Genomic DNA, 16,974 nt, shown 5'->3' with positions numbered 1-16,974 from the left:
TTGAATCACGATTTTCTAATACTATAAAGTTATGAGAAAACATTTTTTAATACTATTTTTAGCCCTGATTGTAGTCAATGCAATTCATTCGCAAACCAGAGGAACTAAAGTAGGCTATATAGATATGGAGTATATTTTACAAAATGTACCCAATTATGCCGAAGCAACAGTTCAACTGGAGCAAAAAGCACAAAAATGGAAACAAGAAATTGAAGCGAAGAAAATTGAGATCAATAAAATAAAAGAAGCGCTAACCGCCGAAAAACCTTTGTTGACAAAAGGTTTAATTGAGGAAAGAGAGATAGAAATTAAGTTCCTTGAAAATGAGTTGTTAGATTTTCAGCAAAAGAGATTTGGTGCCAATGGTGATTTAATGATGCAAAAATCTATTTTGGTTAAACCAATACAAGATCAAGTATTCACCGCCGTTCAAGACATAGCAGAGTCACTTAAATATGATTTTGTTTTCGATAAATCTTCTGACTTAACAATGCTGTTTGCTGCAAAAAGATTTGACATAAGCGACCAGGTCTTGCGAGTATTGAACAGAGCAGAAAAAAGAGAACAGTTAACAAAAAAGCAACTTGAGTCTCAAGAAGCAAAACAAAATAAGGAAGACGCTATTCAAGACAATCCTTTCTTATCTGAAAGACAAAAAATACTGGACGATAGAAAAGCAGTAAGAGATTCAATTTTAGCAGATCGAAAATTAGCTCAAGAAAAAAAGAAAGCAGACTTTGAGGAAAGAAGACAAAAAATGCTTTCTGATAGAGAAGCTAAAAAAAATGGCACGGTTTCTGCCTCATCTAAAACAGAAGATGTAAAAGAAAGCACAACTAATGCTGAAGCTGAAAAAGAAGCAGCAAAAACAACAGCAGAAGAGGCAAGACAAAAACAACTTGATGCAAGAGCCCAACTATTGGAAGACCGCAAAAAAGTAATTGAAGATCGCAAGAAAGCTGCAGAAGAAAAAAGAATACAAGTACTCCAAGAAAGAGACTCAATAAAAAAGGCCAGAGAAGAACAATTAAAACTAAAACAATAAATTAACTACTTAATATTTTAAAAACGATGAAACAGATTAAAACTTTATTAATTGCTGCAATATTCATTTTAGGAGCAAACCAAACTATTAGCGCACAAGCAAAAACTGCTCATGTTGACGTAAGTGAAATCATGGCTAAAATGCCAGCTATGTTAGATGCTCAAAAGCAATTAGAAAAATTAAGCGGAACTTATGATGCCGATTATAAAAAAATGGTTGAAGAGTACCAAGCAAAATTAAAAAAATACGAAGCGGAATCTGCTACTGTTACTGACGCAATAAACGGAGATCGTTCTAAAGAAGTTCAGGACATGCAAAAAAGAATTGTTGACTTTAGAGACAATGCTCAAAAAGAATTACAACAAAAAGAATCTGATATCGTAAAACCATTAATGGAAAAAGTAAGAGCTTCAATCCAAAAAGTTGGAAAAGCTAAAGGATTTCAATATGTATTAGACGGTTCTACTCTTTTACTTGCTGACGGTCCTAACTTGACTGCTGACGTGAAAAAAGATTTAGGTTTCTAGGAAATCAAAAACACATTAAAAAATACCGCTCATCCTTTTTAGGATCGAGCGGTATTTTTTTGTCATATTATAAATCCTTAGGATTATTACTCCTTTCCTATTAACTTTGTTTTGATGGACAACAACCAACCAATAGGAATTTTCGACTCAGGCATTGGCGGCACTTCAATTTGGAAAGAGATTCATCATCTACTTCCCAATGAAAACACCATATATCTTGCAGACAGCAAGAACGCTCCTTATGGCCAAAAAACAAAAGATGAGATTATAGCCCTTAGCATGAAAAACACTGATTTATTGCTTAAGATGAATTGCAAACTCATTGTAGTAGCCTGCAATACCGCTACCACAAATGCAATTAAAGAACTAAGGGAAAAATATGATATTCCTTTTATAGGTATAGAACCAGCTATAAAGCCTGCTGCCACAAATTCAAAAACACGAACAATAGGCATTCTTGCTACACAGGGAACCCTTATAAGCGAACTTTTCAATAAAACCGCACAACAGTTTAAAAATACTAAAATTATCAACCAGGTCGGTCATGGATTAGTGCCGCTTATAGAAAGCGGAAAAATGAATTCTCCTGAAATGACAGAATTACTTCGCTCCTATTTAACACCTATGATTGATGCAAATATCGATTACTTGGTATTAGGCTGTAGTCATTATCCCTACCTTATTCCCCAAATAAAAAAGATCCTTCCTAATAATATTCAAATCATTGATTCAGGAGAAGCGGTTGCCAAACAAACACAAAATCTTTTGAAAGAAAAAGTGGGTTTTACAACCGAAAAAAATAGCAAACCTATTTTCTATACTAATTCGGATCCCAAAGTATTGAGAGAGATTTTAGAAAATAAATATGATGTGATAGAAAAAGAATTTTAATTACTCGAATTTTCTTTTAACAAACCAAATTGCATCTAAGCTTAAATTGACAGATATTTTATGGTAATTTTCTTTGATTAGACCATTACTTATACTCCCCTTTTGACCGTAAGAATAAGTCACGTTTAATGCAGAGAAAGTTCTATTCTCTACTGGCAAAGAAACCCCTACTGAAAAAGCCACATTGCTAATTCGTTTGTTGTCAATTTCTAGCAATCCTGTGTCATAATTAAATCCCGTTGAATATTTTATTCGATCAAAATAAGTACGAATACTATTCATTTTACTATAAGAAAAACCCAATGCAAATTTATCTTGATTGATATAAGTGCCATACAAATCAGACTGGTTTGTACTGTCCCACAAACTCTTTGAATAATCCATAGTTAGATTTAAGTTGTTTTTAAAAACTTTACTTAATCCTACTCCCACTTCTAACGGCAAATAGTAATCTTCAACATCATAATCTGCATCCGATTCTACTGTTGTACTAGTACTTGTAGAACCGTTGTAAGAAACTACAGATTGCACTTTTGAAGCTTTAACTTGACTAGGAGACTTAAAATTCAAACCAACTGACAATGTAGAGTCAATTTGAACTTGACCTCCCAGCGATACTCTTGCTCCATTGTAATAAGATGTTTTGTCAATATTTGTTATTGAGTTCCCGACAGTATAACCTCTTTCATCTGTTATAGTACCAAAAAGGAAATTTGTAGAAAGTCCTAAAGATATTTTTTTCCCAATCTTATAACCATAAGAAAGACTAACATCATTTAAACCACCAGAACCTGTAGCGTTTAGCGTATAACTCTCTGTACTATTATCAATAGGCAAAAGCAAATTAGAAATTTTATAAGTAGCGCTAGAATATGGTTTTAAAGCTAAGCTAACCGCCGATTTAGATGTAAGCGGAAAAGCCAATGCAATGTGTGAAAATTGAATATTATTACGGCTTTCTTTAGTAGAACCATTTTCATAACTGGTAAAAATTGATTTACCACCCACATCAAACAGAAAATGATTTTGAGCCATAAAACCCAAAGAAGCCGGGTTAAGATTATTAATCGAACTTGTCGAAGGCAATGCAATACCTGAAGATCCAATGGAAGCATTAGAACCAAAATCAGAATCATACAAACTTCCTAGGCCATAAATTGAATACGGTGAACTCGATATGCTTTGTGAAAATGCAGTTGTTACCACAAGGATAAAGAAACTAGCAAATACTATTTTGTTTTTCATTTAATAAGAAATATAATAAATTTTCAATTGAATTTTATTGTTACTGTTTTTTTGATCTCCCAACATCACTCGATTTACCGATTTCAAAATATTAGGTATCGTTAATATTAATGATAACTTAGAATCAGAATTTTTAATCATTTCATTCTGTAAAAAAGCTCCAATGGAAACTTTATAACCAATATACTCGTTGAACTCATCCGTTTCTGTATTTAATACTGCATAGGTCGCAGTACCCGTATTGTTTAAAGTTCCTGTTATTCTATTCAGTTTATCAGCCACAAAAACCCTTAAAGAATCCGGCAACGGATAAGTATCCGCAGAATAGGTGTTGTTTATAGGCTTAATAATAAGTTCCGCGTCAACAATAGTACCTTTCTCCGAAATGTATTTCAGTTGTTTTATATTAGGAAAATCTACCCTACAGGCAATACCCGTTCCAGATTGCACATAGGCTTTATTACCAGTTTTGAGACTTGACAAACTACCAGTAAAACCCGTCAGATCTTTAATTTCAGTTCCACTTCTATCTAAGCTTATATTGTTAAACTGTTTCGTTTGATCTAAAATATTGAAATCTAAATTTAGAGACTCTTCCGTATTACCTAAATACTTTGAATAATACAAACGCAGAACACTTGTCGTACTAAAGCCTACAACACTGGAAGAAGTTCCCGTCGTTGATTTAATAACTAATCCTTTAAAATATTGCGTAAATTCATCAAAGTTTGTTATTTCACGTTTTTTAATTTTTTGAAAAATAGCTTCTCCAAAAACATCTTTAATACTCACCACTACCGTATCCTGAGATAATGGTTTTGGTTTGAAAGAATAGGAACCCAAACTTTCTGAATCATAAGAAAGGCTAGAATCATTATAGAAATAACTATCATCATCATTTACCTTCACTTTCTCAAGTAAGCGATGAATACTTATTGTTTGTACCTTAGTTGTATCCCCATAATAATACTTATCAGGTCTTAAGATCATTCGTATTGAATCAAAAACATAATTTGGTGCATCTATATCTGAATTATCACTATTCAACGCATAGCTCGAACCAGATAACTGAAAATAACTTTCAGACTTCACTTTTCCAAAATACGGATCATTATAATTACCAACTAAAATTCTCCCTTGACTAGAAGTAACTAAAGAATCTAAATTTATAGTAGAAACGTCGACCGTTAGAGTATCAACTAATATTACTTTATTACTTACAGATAAATAATCTGACCCAACAACAAACTCTCCTGTATCTACATCCGAATCACAAGAGGTTATCAAAGCTCCAAGAAAAAGCACTAACAATAACTTATACATAAAAGTTTTTTAACAAATATAGCAGAGCACTTTTTATACCGCATTATAACATATACCATTCAAAGTTTTATATCTATAAAGAGCCTTAAAACATCTACAACTTCAATTAGCAAACAGCAATATTGATTCAGCCATGCAAATGGCTCATTTGTCTATGGAATTAGCGAATACATATATCTTCTTTTTTTAAATTGGATAATGCAACTACTTTTGAAACAATAAAAAAAAATATGAGAATACAGATTTTTACAATCCTGTTGTTTTTGTTTTCTATTCTAAAAATAAGCGCTCAAAACAGCTACTCTTTAGATTTAAATATAAAAACAGGGCCAACCGAAAAAATAACAACAAATGAAACTGAAGTTGGTTTTACCGTTACAAAGAAAATTGATTCAAAAAACACATTATCAAATACGATACGATATACTAAAATAGGAGTGGATTATGAATTAGAAAAATATGCTTTTCAAGATAATTCTACTGATTTCTCTAGTATAGCAAATGATCTAACGATTAACCATGATATTGATCAAAAAATGAGCTTTACAGTTAATGTAAAACCAACCATTAATTTTGAAAAAAACATTGGATTCTCGGATGTACAATTATTAGGAGGTTTAAAAATGAATTACAAATTCAATGAATCAAATTCAATATCCGCAGGGGCGCAACGTAGTATGCTTTTTGGAAAAATAAGTGTGTTACCAAGCTTCTCCTATATGCAGCAGATAAATAAAAATACAGCTGTAGCAATTGGATTCCCCATCTCACAAGTTTCTTATTCGAATAATAATAAAAATTCATTCTCAATTAAAAATGACTTTCAAGGGGCTATTTCCAATTTAGACGGTGAAGCCTTAAGTGACAATTATAATAACGCGACAAAAATGACCTACTCACAAATGGCTACAACATTTGAATATGTGCGAAGCGTAGACACGTACTGGTCCATTAATTTTAAAGGAGGATATGGCTTTAACAACAAATTTTATCTTACAGATAATGCCGGAAACCTAACTTATGATTTTAACAATAACAACGGATACATTTTCAACATTGGTATAAAATTCAAACATTAATAAACAATAAACATATGAATATTTTAAGAAAAGGAATGATAATGTCTACTCTCATCATGGGATTAGTCTTGGTTAGCTGCAGTAACGATGAAGATACTGACTTAGTTGGAAACTGGGTAAAAAAATCATCTTTTGATGGTCCAGCAAGATCAAGTGCTACGAGTTTTGTGATTGGAAGTTATGCTTATGTAACTACAGGATACACAGGTGACGAATATTTAAAAGACCTTTGGGCTTACAATTCTGATGGTGATTATTGGGAACAAAAAGCAGATTTCAACGGTGTAGGACGAAGTGCTGCTTCAGGGTTTGAATTAGATTCAAAAGGATACATCGGGCTAGGTTACGATGGAACTAATAAATTAAACGATTTCTACGAATACGATCCAATAGCTAATACTTGGACCCGAAAAGCTGACTTCGCAGGAACAGCACGTTACTCTGCTGTAGGGTTTCAAGCGGGTGGAAAAGCATATTTTGGAACTGGATATGATGGAAATTATTTAAAAGACTTTTATCAATACAGCCCAACGTCGAATACCTGGACCTTAGTAAATGGTTTCAGCGGAAACAAAAGACGAGGAGCTACTACATTTGTAATCGATGACAAAGTTTATCTAGGATTAGGAGTAAACAGCGGTACTTACCAAGTTGATTTTTGGATGTTTGATCCAGCAACAGATACCTGGACAAGAAAAAGAGACATCGATCAAGACGATGATGATGACTACTCATACAACGACGATTACGTAATTGTAAGATCTAACGCAACAGGTTTTTCAATGAATGGATACGGTTACATAGGATGTGGAGAAAGTACAAGATCGATTTGGGAATACAATCCTTCTGATGATGTCTGGGAAGAAAAAACTTCACTTGAAGGTTCTGCAAGAACAGATGCTACAGGATTTGCAATTAACGAGCGTGGGTTTATTTTATTAGGAAGAACTGGTTCTTCCTATTTTGATGATTCATGGCAATTTAAACCATTTGACGAACAAAGTGATGACGATAATTAATTCAACTAAAAAATTCTTCTGGACTACCATCCAGAAGAATTTATCCTATAAATCAATAATAACAAAGCTACTTTTAGTTTGTTTCTTTTTATTTATATCTTGCAAAAAAAATGAAGCACTAAATCTAGCTTCTATAAAAACACAAAATGGTTGGGGTTATGTGATCACATTAAAAGAAAAGATAATCATAAAACAAACTGTAATTCCTGTTATTTCTGAAAATAAAAGTTTCAAAACCGAGGAAGATGCGCTTAAAGTAGGTCAATTAGTTTTAGATAAATTGAATTCAAATTTATCACCTACAGTAACAAAAAAAGACCTCCTTTTATTATCTATAAAAACATAAATGACCTTAAACGAAATTAAAAGCACCGAAAAGAACAGCATACTAATTCATTCTTTAGTATGGTGCTTTTTTATTTTTTTTTTATTTTTTCTTCATTACTTCAATTTTACGAAAGTCCTTTCTACATAACCTCTGATTTTTTTATTCAATGGGGAACAGGAATCGTACTATTTTACCTTAATTATTTTTATTTTGTTCCTAGATTGCTTTTGCAAAAAAAATACGGTTACTATTTATTGATAGTACTTTTGATTATTACTGTATTTATGGCTTTTCGAATGACCTATACAATTTCTGAATTTCGAGAAATGCCACGTCCAATAAATACAGGAAATAAACCAATGCGCTTAGCCCCACATTTTGGAGGTAAAAGACCAATTATTTTTAGACTGTTACCAGCTGTTTTCTATATATTCATACTAGCCTGCAGTATCGTAATAAAAACATTATCTGAGATTTATACAAGTCAACAAAACAAACTAGTAGCAGAGAGCCATAGAACTTCGGCAGAATTAAATTATTTAAGGAAACAGACAAACCCTCATTTTTTGTTTAATGCACTAAATAGTATTTACTCCTTAGCTTATAAAAAATCAGATCTCGTTCCTGACGCCATTGTTACCCTATCAGAAATGATGCGATACATGCTTTATGAAACGGATAACAAATCGGTTTTTCTTGAAAAAGAATTAAACTACATTCAAAATTATATTGAACTGCAAAAACTTCGGCTGAGTAATATTGAAAATATTTTCATAAACATTCACGGAGACACAAAAAACAAGCATATTGAACCTTTATTATTAATTACATTTGTAGAAAACGCCTTTAAATACGGAACCGACTATAAAGGTGTAACTTACGTTAAAATCAAAATAATTATAGAAGGAAACACATTGGACTTTTGGATTGAAAATCGGATTGAAAACCATATTAAGGATCCTGAAAATTCAGGTATTGGCATGACCAATATGGAAAACCGTCTTAATCTCCTATACCCAAATGCACACAAGCTGACAATTATCGAAACAAATGATAAATACAGTCTCCATTTAAACTTAAAATTAGATCAAATAAAAGAATAAAAGCAATGCTTATTACAAGAAGTATTCACCGTTAAAATTAAAAAAAAATGAAATGTGTTATTATAGATGACGAACCATTAGCTGTTGATTTAATAAAAGAATTTGTTAGTAAAGTGGAAACACTTGAACTAATCAATACTTTTAATAATGCTATTGACGCACTAGCGGTAATCAATAATATTAATGTAGATTTAATTTTTTTAGATATTGAAATGCCTCTTTTTTCTGGTATTGATTTTATAAATGCATTAGATAAAAAACCGCTTATAATATTTACGACTGCTTATTCTAATTATGCCGTAGAAGGATTTAACTTAGGTGCAGTTGATTACTTGGTAAAACCAATCCCTTTTCATAGATTCCTAAAATCTGTTTTACGTGCACAACAAATTTTTAGTCCACAAACTTCAACTATCCCTACAACCTTAATTTCCACCACTCCTGAGATCGAGCAAGACTTTATGTTTGTAAGAGCTGAATATGAAAATGTCAAGCTTAATTTTGCCGATATTTTATATATTGAAGGACTTAAAGATTATGTTAAAATTCACACTACAGATAATAAATATACACTGACCCTTATTAGTCTTATAAAACTCGAAAACTTACTTTCTTCTAAAGGGTTTTCAAGAGTCCACAGGTCTTATATCATTAATATAAAACACATTAAGTCAATTCAAAAAAATAAAACCATAATTGGCGAAAAAAGGATTCCTATTAGTGAAAGTTATAAAAGCTCCTTTTTCGAAAAGATTAACTTATAATTAAATAACTACTACTCGTCTTTGAACCAACCAGAATACATTACATAATTATTCGAAATACGTTCGATCTCACCTGCAAAATCTGATTGATCGATGTCTTTTACTTTTCTGGCAGGAACTCCAGCCCAAATTGTCCCAGATTCAACCGTTGTGTTTTGAGTTACAACAGCACCGGCGGCTATAATGGAATTACTCTCAATGGTACAATTGTCCATTACTATTGCTCCCATCCCTATTAATACATTGTCTTTAATGACACAACCGTGAACGATTGCATTGTGACCAATAGACACATTGTTACCTATAATTGTAGGATGCTTTTTATAGGTACAATGAATGACTGCTCCGTCTTGAATATTTACCTTATTCCCTATTTTAATAAAATTTACGTCTCCTCTAATAACGGCATTAAACCAAACGCTACAAGATTCTCCAAAACTTACATCTCCAACAATAGTAGCATTTTCAGCCACATAACAATCCTCAGGTATAAGAGGTGACTTTCCGTTTACAGATTTTATTAACATAAAGTATCTAATTTAATTAATAGCAGGACAGTTGCATTCGTATTTCACAGGTTTGCAAAATAAATTGATACCCAGTGTTATCTGGTGATAGCCTCCGTCATCAAATTTGACAGCTCCAGATACATGTGAATAGGTATAAGCAAACATAAAGTTGTTAAAGTTCACTCCAACTATAGGAGTGATGTATTGTAGTTTTTGTGAATTCACACTACTTCCTCGAGTGTATTCAGCGCCATCAAAACTTCTTCGGTAAGATAAACCTCCCCAAAGCGTTCCGAAATCCATATTTTTATAAGCCTTCATGTTTAAATCGATTGACTTCTCTTGTGTTTTTTCAACTAGTTGAAATAGAATTGAAGGTTCAAATAATATTCTATTCTTATCTCCAAAAATGTAACCCGCACTCAATAAATATTTTCGTAAATTATCACTCTCGTATTCCGTATAAATATCTCTTCTGGTTTCAATTGCGTTTTTCACGGTCCCATGAGCATAAAAATCCAAATAATTATAAGATGCTCCAATATCTACATTAAAATAAGAGTCTTTTTGCACTATAGTACCGTCAATAATAGGATCAAAGTCTCCCGATTGCAAAAAACTGGTTTCATCTAATTGACTCTGAATCAAACCTGCACTAATACCAAATGACAATTGATTTAAATCAATATCGTCCCTGGAAAACATAAGGTGATAAGCATACGTAAGCTTCATCCCTTTTTGAGAATGGTACCCATTTTTATCATTGAAAAGAATAATTCCTGCTCCCGCTTTTTCGCTTACTCTTCCGTTAAAACTAACCGTTTGAAGTTCTGGCGCATCCTCTTGACCAAACCACTGTTTTCGCGCAGTTAGCCTTATTTTTGCACAATTTGCAGCTCCCGCCATAGAAGGATGAATCAAATAATAATTATCTGACAAATAATCAGAATAGACCGCTATACCTTCTTGCGAGAAAGAATACGATGATATAAAGAAAAGAAAGACTAAAAATTTTATTCTGATATACATTGAAAGACTGTTAAATAAAAAATGAATAGTAATGCGTTTGAAAAAACGAAATGAAATAAACCTTAAAAATTAAAATAAAGTTAATTTATTCATTAATAAATCAAATATAGTTAATCGTAGAAAATAACTTTACTAAATTTGTAAAAATTTATAAATATCATGACAAACGTTACCATAAAAGAAACACAAAATCCAACTATATTTAAATTTGAATTTGAAGATTTCATTACTCAAAATGAAAGTTTTGAATTCAAAAACATAGACGAAGCAAAATCATCACCTCTTGCACAGCAATTGTTTTACTTACCCTTTGTAAAAACGGTATATATCTCTGGTAATTTCATCGCCATAGAAAAGTACAACATTGTAGAATGGGACGACGTTAAAGATGCCGTAGCAGAGCAAATAAACACTTTTGTTAACAATGGAGGAACAATCATAACAATCGAAGAAAACAAAACAAAAAAACAGCCTATAACAGTTTATGGAGAAACAACTCCTAACCCGGCTGCATTAAAATTTGTTGTAAGTCGCATGTTGACAAAAAACGCAATCGAATTTAAAAATATCGATGACACTGCTGCCTCTCCCCTAGCAAAAGAATTGTTTAAATTTCCTTATGTGAAAGAAGTATTTATCGATGAAAATTATATTTCTGTGACTAAATACGAAGTCAATAACTGGGAAGAAATAACTTTAGAAATAAGAAGTTTCATTAAACAATTTATTGAAAATGGAGGAATTGTCCTTGATGAAACACTGCTTGTTGCTACTGACAAAAAAGAAAAAAACAATACAGAGGAATTTGATAATCTGGATGTCACTTCACAACAGATCATCAATATACTTGAAGAATACGTGAAACCAGCCGTAGCAGCTGATGGAGGAAACATTGTATTTGATTCTTATAATGAAAAAGATAAAATTGTAAAAGTAATACTTCAAGGTGCTTGTAGCGGTTGTCCATCTTCAACATTTACGCTAAAATCTGGTATTGAAAACATGCTGAAAAGCATGCTAAATGACGAAAAAATTCAAGTGGAAGCAGTAAACGCATAAATGGCTCAGCCTTTACAAAATATCGCAACTTACTGACAACGTATCATTTAAACAAAAGTAATCCTTTTTTTAAAGCGTTTTTTCGAAAATAATTACTAAATTTAAGTTCACCTTAAAAATTAGAAATTATGTCAGTATTAAAAGTTATTGAATTACTTGCCAGCTCTACGGTTAGTTGGGAGGATGCGTCACAAAAAGCGATTAGTAAAGCTTCAAAATCGTTGAAAAATATAAAGTCGATTTATATTAAAAATCAAAGTGCCGCTGTAGTTGAAGGTAAAATCTCCGAATATAGGGTTACTCTTAAAGTTACCTTTGAGCTTGAATAGTTCAAACTAAAAAAGTAAAAAAAGCGTTTCGTAAGAGACGCTTTTTTTTTATAAATAATACTTTTGACAAAGTATATCAAAGGCAAGCAACTCCCTTCCTGCTTCTCACTCACATTATAAATCAACTTTAACTACTGCATATCAAGCAAAAGAAGTCGTTAGTGACTATGCTAAGGAAGCTAGCGATATGTTAGGAATCTATGTTAACACAGTAAAGGAAAACAACGCTAAATCCACAAAGAAAACAGGAGATTTCATCAACGAAAATACAAAATCTGATTCTGATATACCAAAGACTAAAAGCGCCCTAAAAAACAACAGTCTTTCAAAATAATTTTGAAACAGAATTGAAGAAGATGCTGATTAGTCATTTAATAATAATTCGTATTTTTGCAACACAAACACAAACCTTCTCTCTAGAGAGGGTTTTTTATTAGCTTAGAAATGTATATAGACCCAAAACACCTTACTGATTACGTCAGTAACTTCATAAAAGTTTTTATTGAATACTCGCCAAATCTAATTTCAGCATCTCTTATTTTATTTGTGGGGCTTTATACTATACGAATCATAAATAGACTCATCAGAAGAATAATGATCAAGAGGGAACTAGACCCTACTTTGACAAAATTTCTAGCTGACATTCTACTCTGGGTCTTAAGAGTATTATTGTTTGTGACATTTATATCAAAATTAGGAATAGAAACCTCTTCTTTTGTGGCCATTCTTGGTGCAATGGGACTAGCGGTAGGATTGTCGCTTCAAGGTTCGCTTTCAAATTTTGCAGGAGGAATGCTAATTATACTTTTTAAACCATTTAAAGTAGGGCATACAATAGAAGGTCAAGGAGTTTTAGGTACCGTTATGGAGATTCAAATTTTTGTAACCAAGCTATCTACTCCAAACAACCAAACCGTATTTATTCCAAATGGCATTCTATCTAACGGAACTATTACCAATTATTCTCTTGAAAAATTCAGAAGAGCTGATTTAACCTTTGCCATTTCTTATGATTCAGACATTAAAAAAGCTAAAGATTTGATTATGTTTATTTTAGAAGATAACCCAAAAGTACTTCAGACCCCAAAACCAGAAGTCTTTGTAAAAAATCTAACAGATAGCGCTATTGAGTTAGCAGTACGCCCTTGGGCAAACAGTGCAGATTTTGGTGCTGTTTTCACTGAAACTTTAGAAAACTGCAAAACAGCTTTTGATGCAGCAGGAATAGTAATACAGCCTTACATTAAAGAAATGTCTAAAGCTTCAAACTAATTACTACACTTGTTTTTTTGGAGTAGTTACCATAAAATCTTTAAGATAAAAAGGTTCAAAATAAGCGACATCTACCGTGTCGCTTATCCCATACTTTTCGAAACTAAGAACACTCATTTCATTTGAGGATGGATATTTAATTTCTTCTAGGAAAGTAAAATTTCCTTTTGCCAAGACAGTTTGCGCTTTCTCTGCACAATCTCCAACAAAATAAACAGGCCCTTCTAAATCTTCAAATGAATTTTCAGTTAAAATTTCAGCTTGAGTTTCTCTTTTTCTTTCTAATTCTGAAGTAAATATTGCGCTATACACTTCCATTCTTCTCGCATCAATCATCGGAATAATCAATCCATCAGAAACGGTCGCCTGAGCCGCCAATGTTTGCAAAGTATCTATTGCTATCAAGGGAATACCTAATGCATAACAAAAGCCTTTAGCAGCAGACACACCGATACGAAGTCCGGTATAAGATCCCGGACCTTGACTCACCGCAATGGCAGATAAGTCTTTATATACAATTCCTGCTTCTTTTAGACTCGCTTCAATAAACACATGCAATCGTTCAGCATGCGAGTAACCCTCTTCTGCAATTTCATTACAGATAAGGGTCTCTCCATTTTTAGCAATTGTTACCGAACAATTTTTAGTTGACGTTTCGATGTTAAGAATATAGGTCAATACTTTTTTTTTTAGGATCCAAATTATTTATTGGCAAAAGTACAAATCTAAACTAAAACTATTTGCTTTTTTCTTTATCGTTTTCTGATTTCACATATACCTTATCACCGGAATTTAACTCTTTAGAAACAGTGGTATATGGTCCTATAATCACAACATCTCCTTTTTTAATACCACTCTTCACTTCAATATTCGTATCATCTTGAATTCCAGTTTTAATAACGCGTATTTTAGCTTTACCTCCCACCTTCACAAAAACACATTCGAATTTTTTGTCACTCTTAGGCGCTACATCTTTAGCGTCCGAAGGTTCCAATGTTTTTACATCACTAACTGCTGCCGTATCTGATTTTACAACTACAGCACTTATTGGCACTGCCAATATATTCTTCTTTGTTTTAGTAATAATATCGACAGTTGCGGTCATTCCAGGTCTAAAAGGAGAATAAGCCGCTGGTTTCCCTTCTAATAAATCCAGATAAGACTCTTTCACTATTCTAACTTTTACTTTAAAATTAGTTACTTGATCTGCCGTTAATGCCGAACTAGCTGAATTAGAAATACTAGTAACAATACCTTTAAATTGTTTTTTCAAATAAGCATCTACTTCTACCTTAGCGGCATCACCTACTTTTATTTTTACGATATCATTTTCGTTTACATCTACTTCAACTTCCATGTTGTTCAAGTTCGCTACTCTCAAAATCTCTGTCCCTGTCATTTGTTGCGTCCCTAAAACTCTTTCACCCAATTCTACATTAAGCATCGAAATAGTTCCATCTGCAGGAGCATAAATTATGGTTCTTCCTAAGTTATCCTGAGCTTCATTTACAGAAGCCGAAGCACTTTTTACACTAAAATAAGCAGATTCTTTTGTGGCTTTAGCTACTTCAAAAGAAGCAATTGACTTATCCCAATCTGATTTAGAAATAATCCCTTTTTGGAATAACACTTTATTTCTTTCATAGCTTGATTTAGCTTCTTTAAACTGAGCTTCAGCCTGTGTCAGCCCCGCTTTTGATCCAGATAAACCAGCAATTGTTCTATTTAGACTAGACGTATATAAATCTGGATTTATCTTAACCAATAAATCGCCTTTTTTCACAACTTGCCCTTCTATAACAGGCAGTGAAATAATCTCCCCAGAAACCATAGAGGAAATCTTAACCTCAATTTCGGGTTGTATTTTACCAGTTGCAGAAACAGTTTCAATAATCGTTGTGGCATTTACGATGGCTGATTCAACCTCCTTACCTTTATCTTCATTTCCAATAACTCCAGTTTTTGAAAGTATAATTAATAAGGCAATAATACCAATGGCACCGCCTATTAAGAGATAAATTGTTTTCTTTGACATAATTTATTAATTTTTAATGATTGGAATTCCAAAATAGAATTCTAGTATTTTGATTTTGAATATATAATCGTATTTAGTCCTAAGCACATCAGATTGCGCAGTGGAAAGTAAGGTTTGAGATTGATTTAAATCAAAAGAATTCATCAAGCCAACATCAAATTTTTCTTTAGCATAATGATACGCTTCCTGTCTAGACTCTAATGCTACTATAGCTGATTGGTGAGCATTTAAAGCCCCTTTAGCATCTGTAAATGCAGTATAAACATTTCTTTCTAAATCTAAATCTTGTTGTTCTACTGCAATTTTAGATTTCTCCAAGCTCACCTGTGAACGCTCTACATTATTCCTAGCTGAAAATCCATTAAACACAGGAATCGATAATTGCGCCCCAAACGACTGTCCTTTATTATCTCCGAACTGCGTAAAGAATGGCGGAGGTGACTGCGTTCCTATCACATTCCCAGTATCATTCCTCAATGCTATATCAGCATACGAAATTCGAGTACTGTAGTTATAGAATCCTTTTAAAGTTGGTAGTAATGCTCCTTTTGCAATAGCTACATTTTTCTCAGCTATTTCCAAATTAGTTTGGGCTATTTTCAACTCCGTTCTTTGTTCCTTCGCTTTATCATAAATAGCGCTTGGAGATTGTAACAGTATGCTATTTTCATCTTTCGCCTCCGTATCATCCGCAATATCAAAATCCAGGAAATTATCCAGTTGTAATAATTGTGCTAAACTTAGCTTAGAAATCAACAAAGAATTCTCAGCTGTGATTACTTTTTGATTGTCAGATGCCAAAGTAGCTTTTACGTCTAGCAAGTCCCCTTTAGGTATTGTCCCAGCATTTACTAATTCTTTAGAACGAACTAACTGTTTTTCATTAATACTCAGCTGCTCTGCTTGTACCTTTAAATTTTCCTTGTTAAAAAGTATCTGCAAAAAAGCATTGGCAACATTAAGCGCTACATCCTCCTGCATTTTTAACAATTGGTATTTAGCACCCACTATATAGAGATTTGCTCTTCGGAGTGCGTTTTGGTTCTGCAAACCTTTGTAGATATCAATTCCAACATTTGCTCCAGCGGAAGTAAACTGCGTTGTTTGGTTTTGCAATAGTCCTGTTGTAATATCTTGATTTAAACCAATATTCCATGAATGAGAGGCATTAGCATTTAGTGACGGAAGAAAACTCCCTATCGCACCTCTTTTATCAATCGTAGACGTTTTAATATCTAATTCCGTTTGTTTGATTGAAATATTATGCTCTAACGCATAATTTACACACTCCGTTAATGTCCACTTTTTAGATTGTGCCTGGGAAGACATCCCAAAGACAAGCATTAAAACGAAAGGTATCCAGCTATTTTTTTTCATATATTTAGAATCGACGTGTAACAAATATACTACACTAATT

Annotated in this window: 18 protein-coding genes; 11 read left to right on the top strand and 7 right to left on the bottom strand. The window is 32.7% G+C overall.

Annotated features, from left to right (window positions below):
• Nucleotides 1-31 precede the first annotated feature (31 nt).
• The 3 genes from QO182_RS08390 (at nt 32) to murI (ending at nt 2,463) form a co-directional block, all read left to right on the top strand.
• The gene (locus QO182_RS08390; RefSeq protein ID WP_371560961.1) at nt 32-1,045 is read left to right on the top strand and encodes an OmpH family outer membrane protein; all 1,014 of its coding nucleotides are present in this window, start codon (nt 32-34) and stop codon (nt 1,043-1,045) included.
• Between the two features lie 26 nt (nt 1,046-1,071).
• The gene (locus QO182_RS08385; RefSeq protein WP_371535641.1) at nt 1,072-1,572 is read left to right on the top strand and encodes an OmpH family outer membrane protein; all 501 of its coding nucleotides are present in this window, start codon (nt 1,072-1,074) and stop codon (nt 1,570-1,572) included.
• 114 nt (nt 1,573-1,686) lie between these two features.
• Nucleotides 1,687-2,463, top strand: coding sequence for a glutamate racemase (murI, locus tag QO182_RS08380; protein WP_371560959.1), 777 nt, complete (start codon nt 1,687-1,689; stop codon nt 2,461-2,463).
• Here murI and QO182_RS08375 read toward each other — a convergent pair whose 3' ends face one another.
• Together QO182_RS08375 and QO182_RS08370 are read right to left on the bottom strand one after the other, a co-directional pair.
• Nucleotides 2,464-3,708 carry an aromatic hydrocarbon degradation protein gene (locus QO182_RS08375; protein WP_371560957.1) on the bottom strand — a complete coding sequence of 415 codons (1,245 nt, stop codon included), beginning with the start codon at nt 3,706-3,708 and terminating at the stop codon, nt 2,464-2,466.
• Nucleotides 3,709-5,031, bottom strand: coding sequence for a DUF4270 family protein (locus QO182_RS08370; protein WP_371535634.1), 1,323 nt, complete (start codon nt 5,029-5,031; stop codon nt 3,709-3,711).
• A 230-nt stretch (nt 5,032-5,261) separates the two neighbouring features.
• On the opposite strand from QO182_RS08370, the gene QO182_RS08365 reads away from it, so the two are divergent.
• From QO182_RS08365 to QO182_RS08345, 5 genes are all read left to right on the top strand, one after another.
• The gene (locus tag QO182_RS08365) at nt 5,262-6,110 is read left to right on the top strand and encodes a hypothetical protein (RefSeq protein WP_371560955.1); all 849 of its coding nucleotides are present in this window, start codon (nt 5,262-5,264) and stop codon (nt 6,108-6,110) included.
• Between the two features lie 14 nt (nt 6,111-6,124).
• Nucleotides 6,125-7,129, top strand: a complete 1,005-nt coding sequence (locus QO182_RS08360; protein ID WP_371560953.1) for a Kelch repeat-containing protein — start codon at nt 6,125-6,127, stop codon at nt 7,127-7,129.
• Nucleotides 7,116-7,475, top strand: a complete 360-nt coding sequence (locus QO182_RS08355; RefSeq protein ID WP_371535980.1) for a DUF4907 domain-containing protein — start codon at nt 7,116-7,118, stop codon at nt 7,473-7,475. The genes QO182_RS08360 and QO182_RS08355 overlap by 14 nt, the downstream gene beginning before the upstream one ends.
• A 278-nt stretch (nt 7,476-7,753) precedes the next feature.
• A complete protein-coding gene (locus QO182_RS08350) occupies nt 7,754-8,560 on the top strand; it encodes a sensor histidine kinase (protein WP_371560952.1) in 807 nt (268 codons plus the stop codon).
• A 47-nt stretch (nt 8,561-8,607) separates the two neighbouring features.
• The gene (locus QO182_RS08345; RefSeq protein WP_371560950.1) at nt 8,608-9,324 is read left to right on the top strand and encodes a LytR/AlgR family response regulator transcription factor; all 717 of its coding nucleotides are present in this window, start codon (nt 8,608-8,610) and stop codon (nt 9,322-9,324) included.
• A gap of 11 nt (nt 9,325-9,335) precedes the next feature.
• Here the strand turns inward: QO182_RS08345 and QO182_RS08340 are convergent, their stop codons facing one another.
• Nucleotides 9,336-9,851: a gamma carbonic anhydrase family protein gene (locus QO182_RS08340; RefSeq protein WP_371535623.1), complete on the bottom strand. Its 516-nt coding sequence runs from the start codon at nt 9,849-9,851 to the stop codon at nt 9,336-9,338.
• 12 nt (nt 9,852-9,863) lie between these two features.
• Nucleotides 9,864-10,862, bottom strand: a complete 999-nt coding sequence (locus tag QO182_RS08335; protein WP_371535620.1) for a type IX secretion system membrane protein PorP/SprF — start codon at nt 10,860-10,862, stop codon at nt 9,864-9,866.
• A gap of 159 nt (nt 10,863-11,021) precedes the next feature.
• Between QO182_RS08335 and QO182_RS08330 the strand changes: the two genes are divergently transcribed.
• The 3 genes from QO182_RS08330 to QO182_RS08320 all read left to right on the top strand — a co-directional run bounded on the left by QO182_RS08330 (nt 11,022) and on the right by QO182_RS08320 (nt 13,522).
• The gene (locus QO182_RS08330) at nt 11,022-11,921 is read left to right on the top strand and encodes a NifU family protein (protein ID WP_371535618.1); all 900 of its coding nucleotides are present in this window, start codon (nt 11,022-11,024) and stop codon (nt 11,919-11,921) included.
• Nucleotides 11,922-12,049: 128 nt separating this feature from the next.
• A complete protein-coding gene (locus QO182_RS08325; RefSeq protein ID WP_371535616.1) occupies nt 12,050-12,250 on the top strand; it encodes a dodecin family protein in 201 nt (66 codons plus the stop codon).
• A gap of 444 nt (nt 12,251-12,694) precedes the next feature.
• The gene (locus tag QO182_RS08320; RefSeq protein ID WP_371560948.1) at nt 12,695-13,522 is read left to right on the top strand and encodes a mechanosensitive ion channel family protein; all 828 of its coding nucleotides are present in this window, start codon (nt 12,695-12,697) and stop codon (nt 13,520-13,522) included.
• A gap of 3 nt (nt 13,523-13,525) precedes the next feature.
• On the opposite strand, the gene tsaB is transcribed toward QO182_RS08320, so the two are convergent.
• Genes tsaB through QO182_RS08305 form a run of 3 tightly spaced genes read right to left on the bottom strand, consistent with a single transcriptional unit; the run spans nt 13,526 to nt 16,934 of the window.
• Nucleotides 13,526-14,200 carry a tRNA (adenosine(37)-N6)-threonylcarbamoyltransferase complex dimerization subunit type 1 TsaB gene (gene tsaB / locus QO182_RS08315; RefSeq protein WP_371535612.1) on the bottom strand — a complete coding sequence of 225 codons (675 nt, stop codon included), beginning with the start codon at nt 14,198-14,200 and terminating at the stop codon, nt 13,526-13,528.
• A gap of 58 nt (nt 14,201-14,258) precedes the next feature.
• Complete coding sequence (locus QO182_RS08310) at nt 14,259-15,557, bottom strand: efflux RND transporter periplasmic adaptor subunit (protein ID WP_371560946.1); 1,299 nt, start codon at nt 15,555-15,557, stop codon at nt 14,259-14,261.
• A gap of 6 nt (nt 15,558-15,563) precedes the next feature.
• Nucleotides 15,564-16,934: a TolC family protein gene (locus QO182_RS08305; RefSeq protein WP_371560944.1), complete on the bottom strand. Its 1,371-nt coding sequence runs from the start codon at nt 16,932-16,934 to the stop codon at nt 15,564-15,566.
• Nucleotides 16,935-16,974: the final 40 nt, after the last annotated feature.

Origin of the sequence: Flavobacterium sp. Arc2, assembly GCF_041431385.1 — a bacterium.
Lineage (GTDB): Bacteria > Bacteroidota > Bacteroidia > Flavobacteriales > Flavobacteriaceae > Flavobacterium.
The sequence above is the reverse complement of the archived record's forward strand: the minus strand, read 5'-3'. Positions and strand labels throughout refer to the sequence as shown.

Coding starts and splice junctions, on each gene's coding strand:
- murI (WP_371560959.1), top strand. CDS start 1,687: ATGGACAACAACCAACCAATAGGAATTTTCGACTCAGGCATTGGCGGC.
- QO182_RS08365 (WP_371560955.1), top strand. CDS start 5,262: ATGAGAATACAGATTTTTACAATCCTGTTGTTTTTGTTTTCTATTCTA.
- QO182_RS08340 (WP_371535623.1), bottom strand. CDS start 9,851: ATGTTAATAAAATCTGTAAACGGAAAGTCACCTCTTATACCTGAGGAT.
- QO182_RS08305 (WP_371560944.1), bottom strand. CDS start 16,934: ATGAAAAAAAATAGCTGGATACCTTTCGTTTTAATGCTTGTCTTTGGG.
- QO182_RS08375 (WP_371560957.1), bottom strand. CDS start 3,708: ATGAAAAACAAAATAGTATTTGCTAGTTTCTTTATCCTTGTGGTAACA.
- QO182_RS08390 (WP_371560961.1), top strand. CDS start 32: ATGAGAAAACATTTTTTAATACTATTTTTAGCCCTGATTGTAGTCAAT.
- QO182_RS08360 (WP_371560953.1), top strand. CDS start 6,125: ATGAATATTTTAAGAAAAGGAATGATAATGTCTACTCTCATCATGGGA.
- QO182_RS08335 (WP_371535620.1), bottom strand. CDS start 10,862: ATGTATATCAGAATAAAATTTTTAGTCTTTCTTTTCTTTATATCATCG.
- QO182_RS08355 (WP_371535980.1), top strand. CDS start 7,116: ATGACGATAATTAATTCAACTAAAAAATTCTTCTGGACTACCATCCAG.
- QO182_RS08310 (WP_371560946.1), bottom strand. CDS start 15,557: ATGTCAAAGAAAACAATTTATCTCTTAATAGGCGGTGCCATTGGTATT.
- QO182_RS08370 (WP_371535634.1), bottom strand. CDS start 5,031: ATGTATAAGTTATTGTTAGTGCTTTTTCTTGGAGCTTTGATAACCTCT.
- QO182_RS08345 (WP_371560950.1), top strand. CDS start 8,608: ATGAAATGTGTTATTATAGATGACGAACCATTAGCTGTTGATTTAATA.
- QO182_RS08330 (WP_371535618.1), top strand. CDS start 11,022: ATGACAAACGTTACCATAAAAGAAACACAAAATCCAACTATATTTAAA.
- QO182_RS08385 (WP_371535641.1), top strand. CDS start 1,072: ATGAAACAGATTAAAACTTTATTAATTGCTGCAATATTCATTTTAGGA.
- QO182_RS08350 (WP_371560952.1), top strand. CDS start 7,754: ATGACCTATACAATTTCTGAATTTCGAGAAATGCCACGTCCAATAAAT.
- QO182_RS08325 (WP_371535616.1), top strand. CDS start 12,050: ATGTCAGTATTAAAAGTTATTGAATTACTTGCCAGCTCTACGGTTAGT.
- QO182_RS08320 (WP_371560948.1), top strand. CDS start 12,695: ATGTATATAGACCCAAAACACCTTACTGATTACGTCAGTAACTTCATA.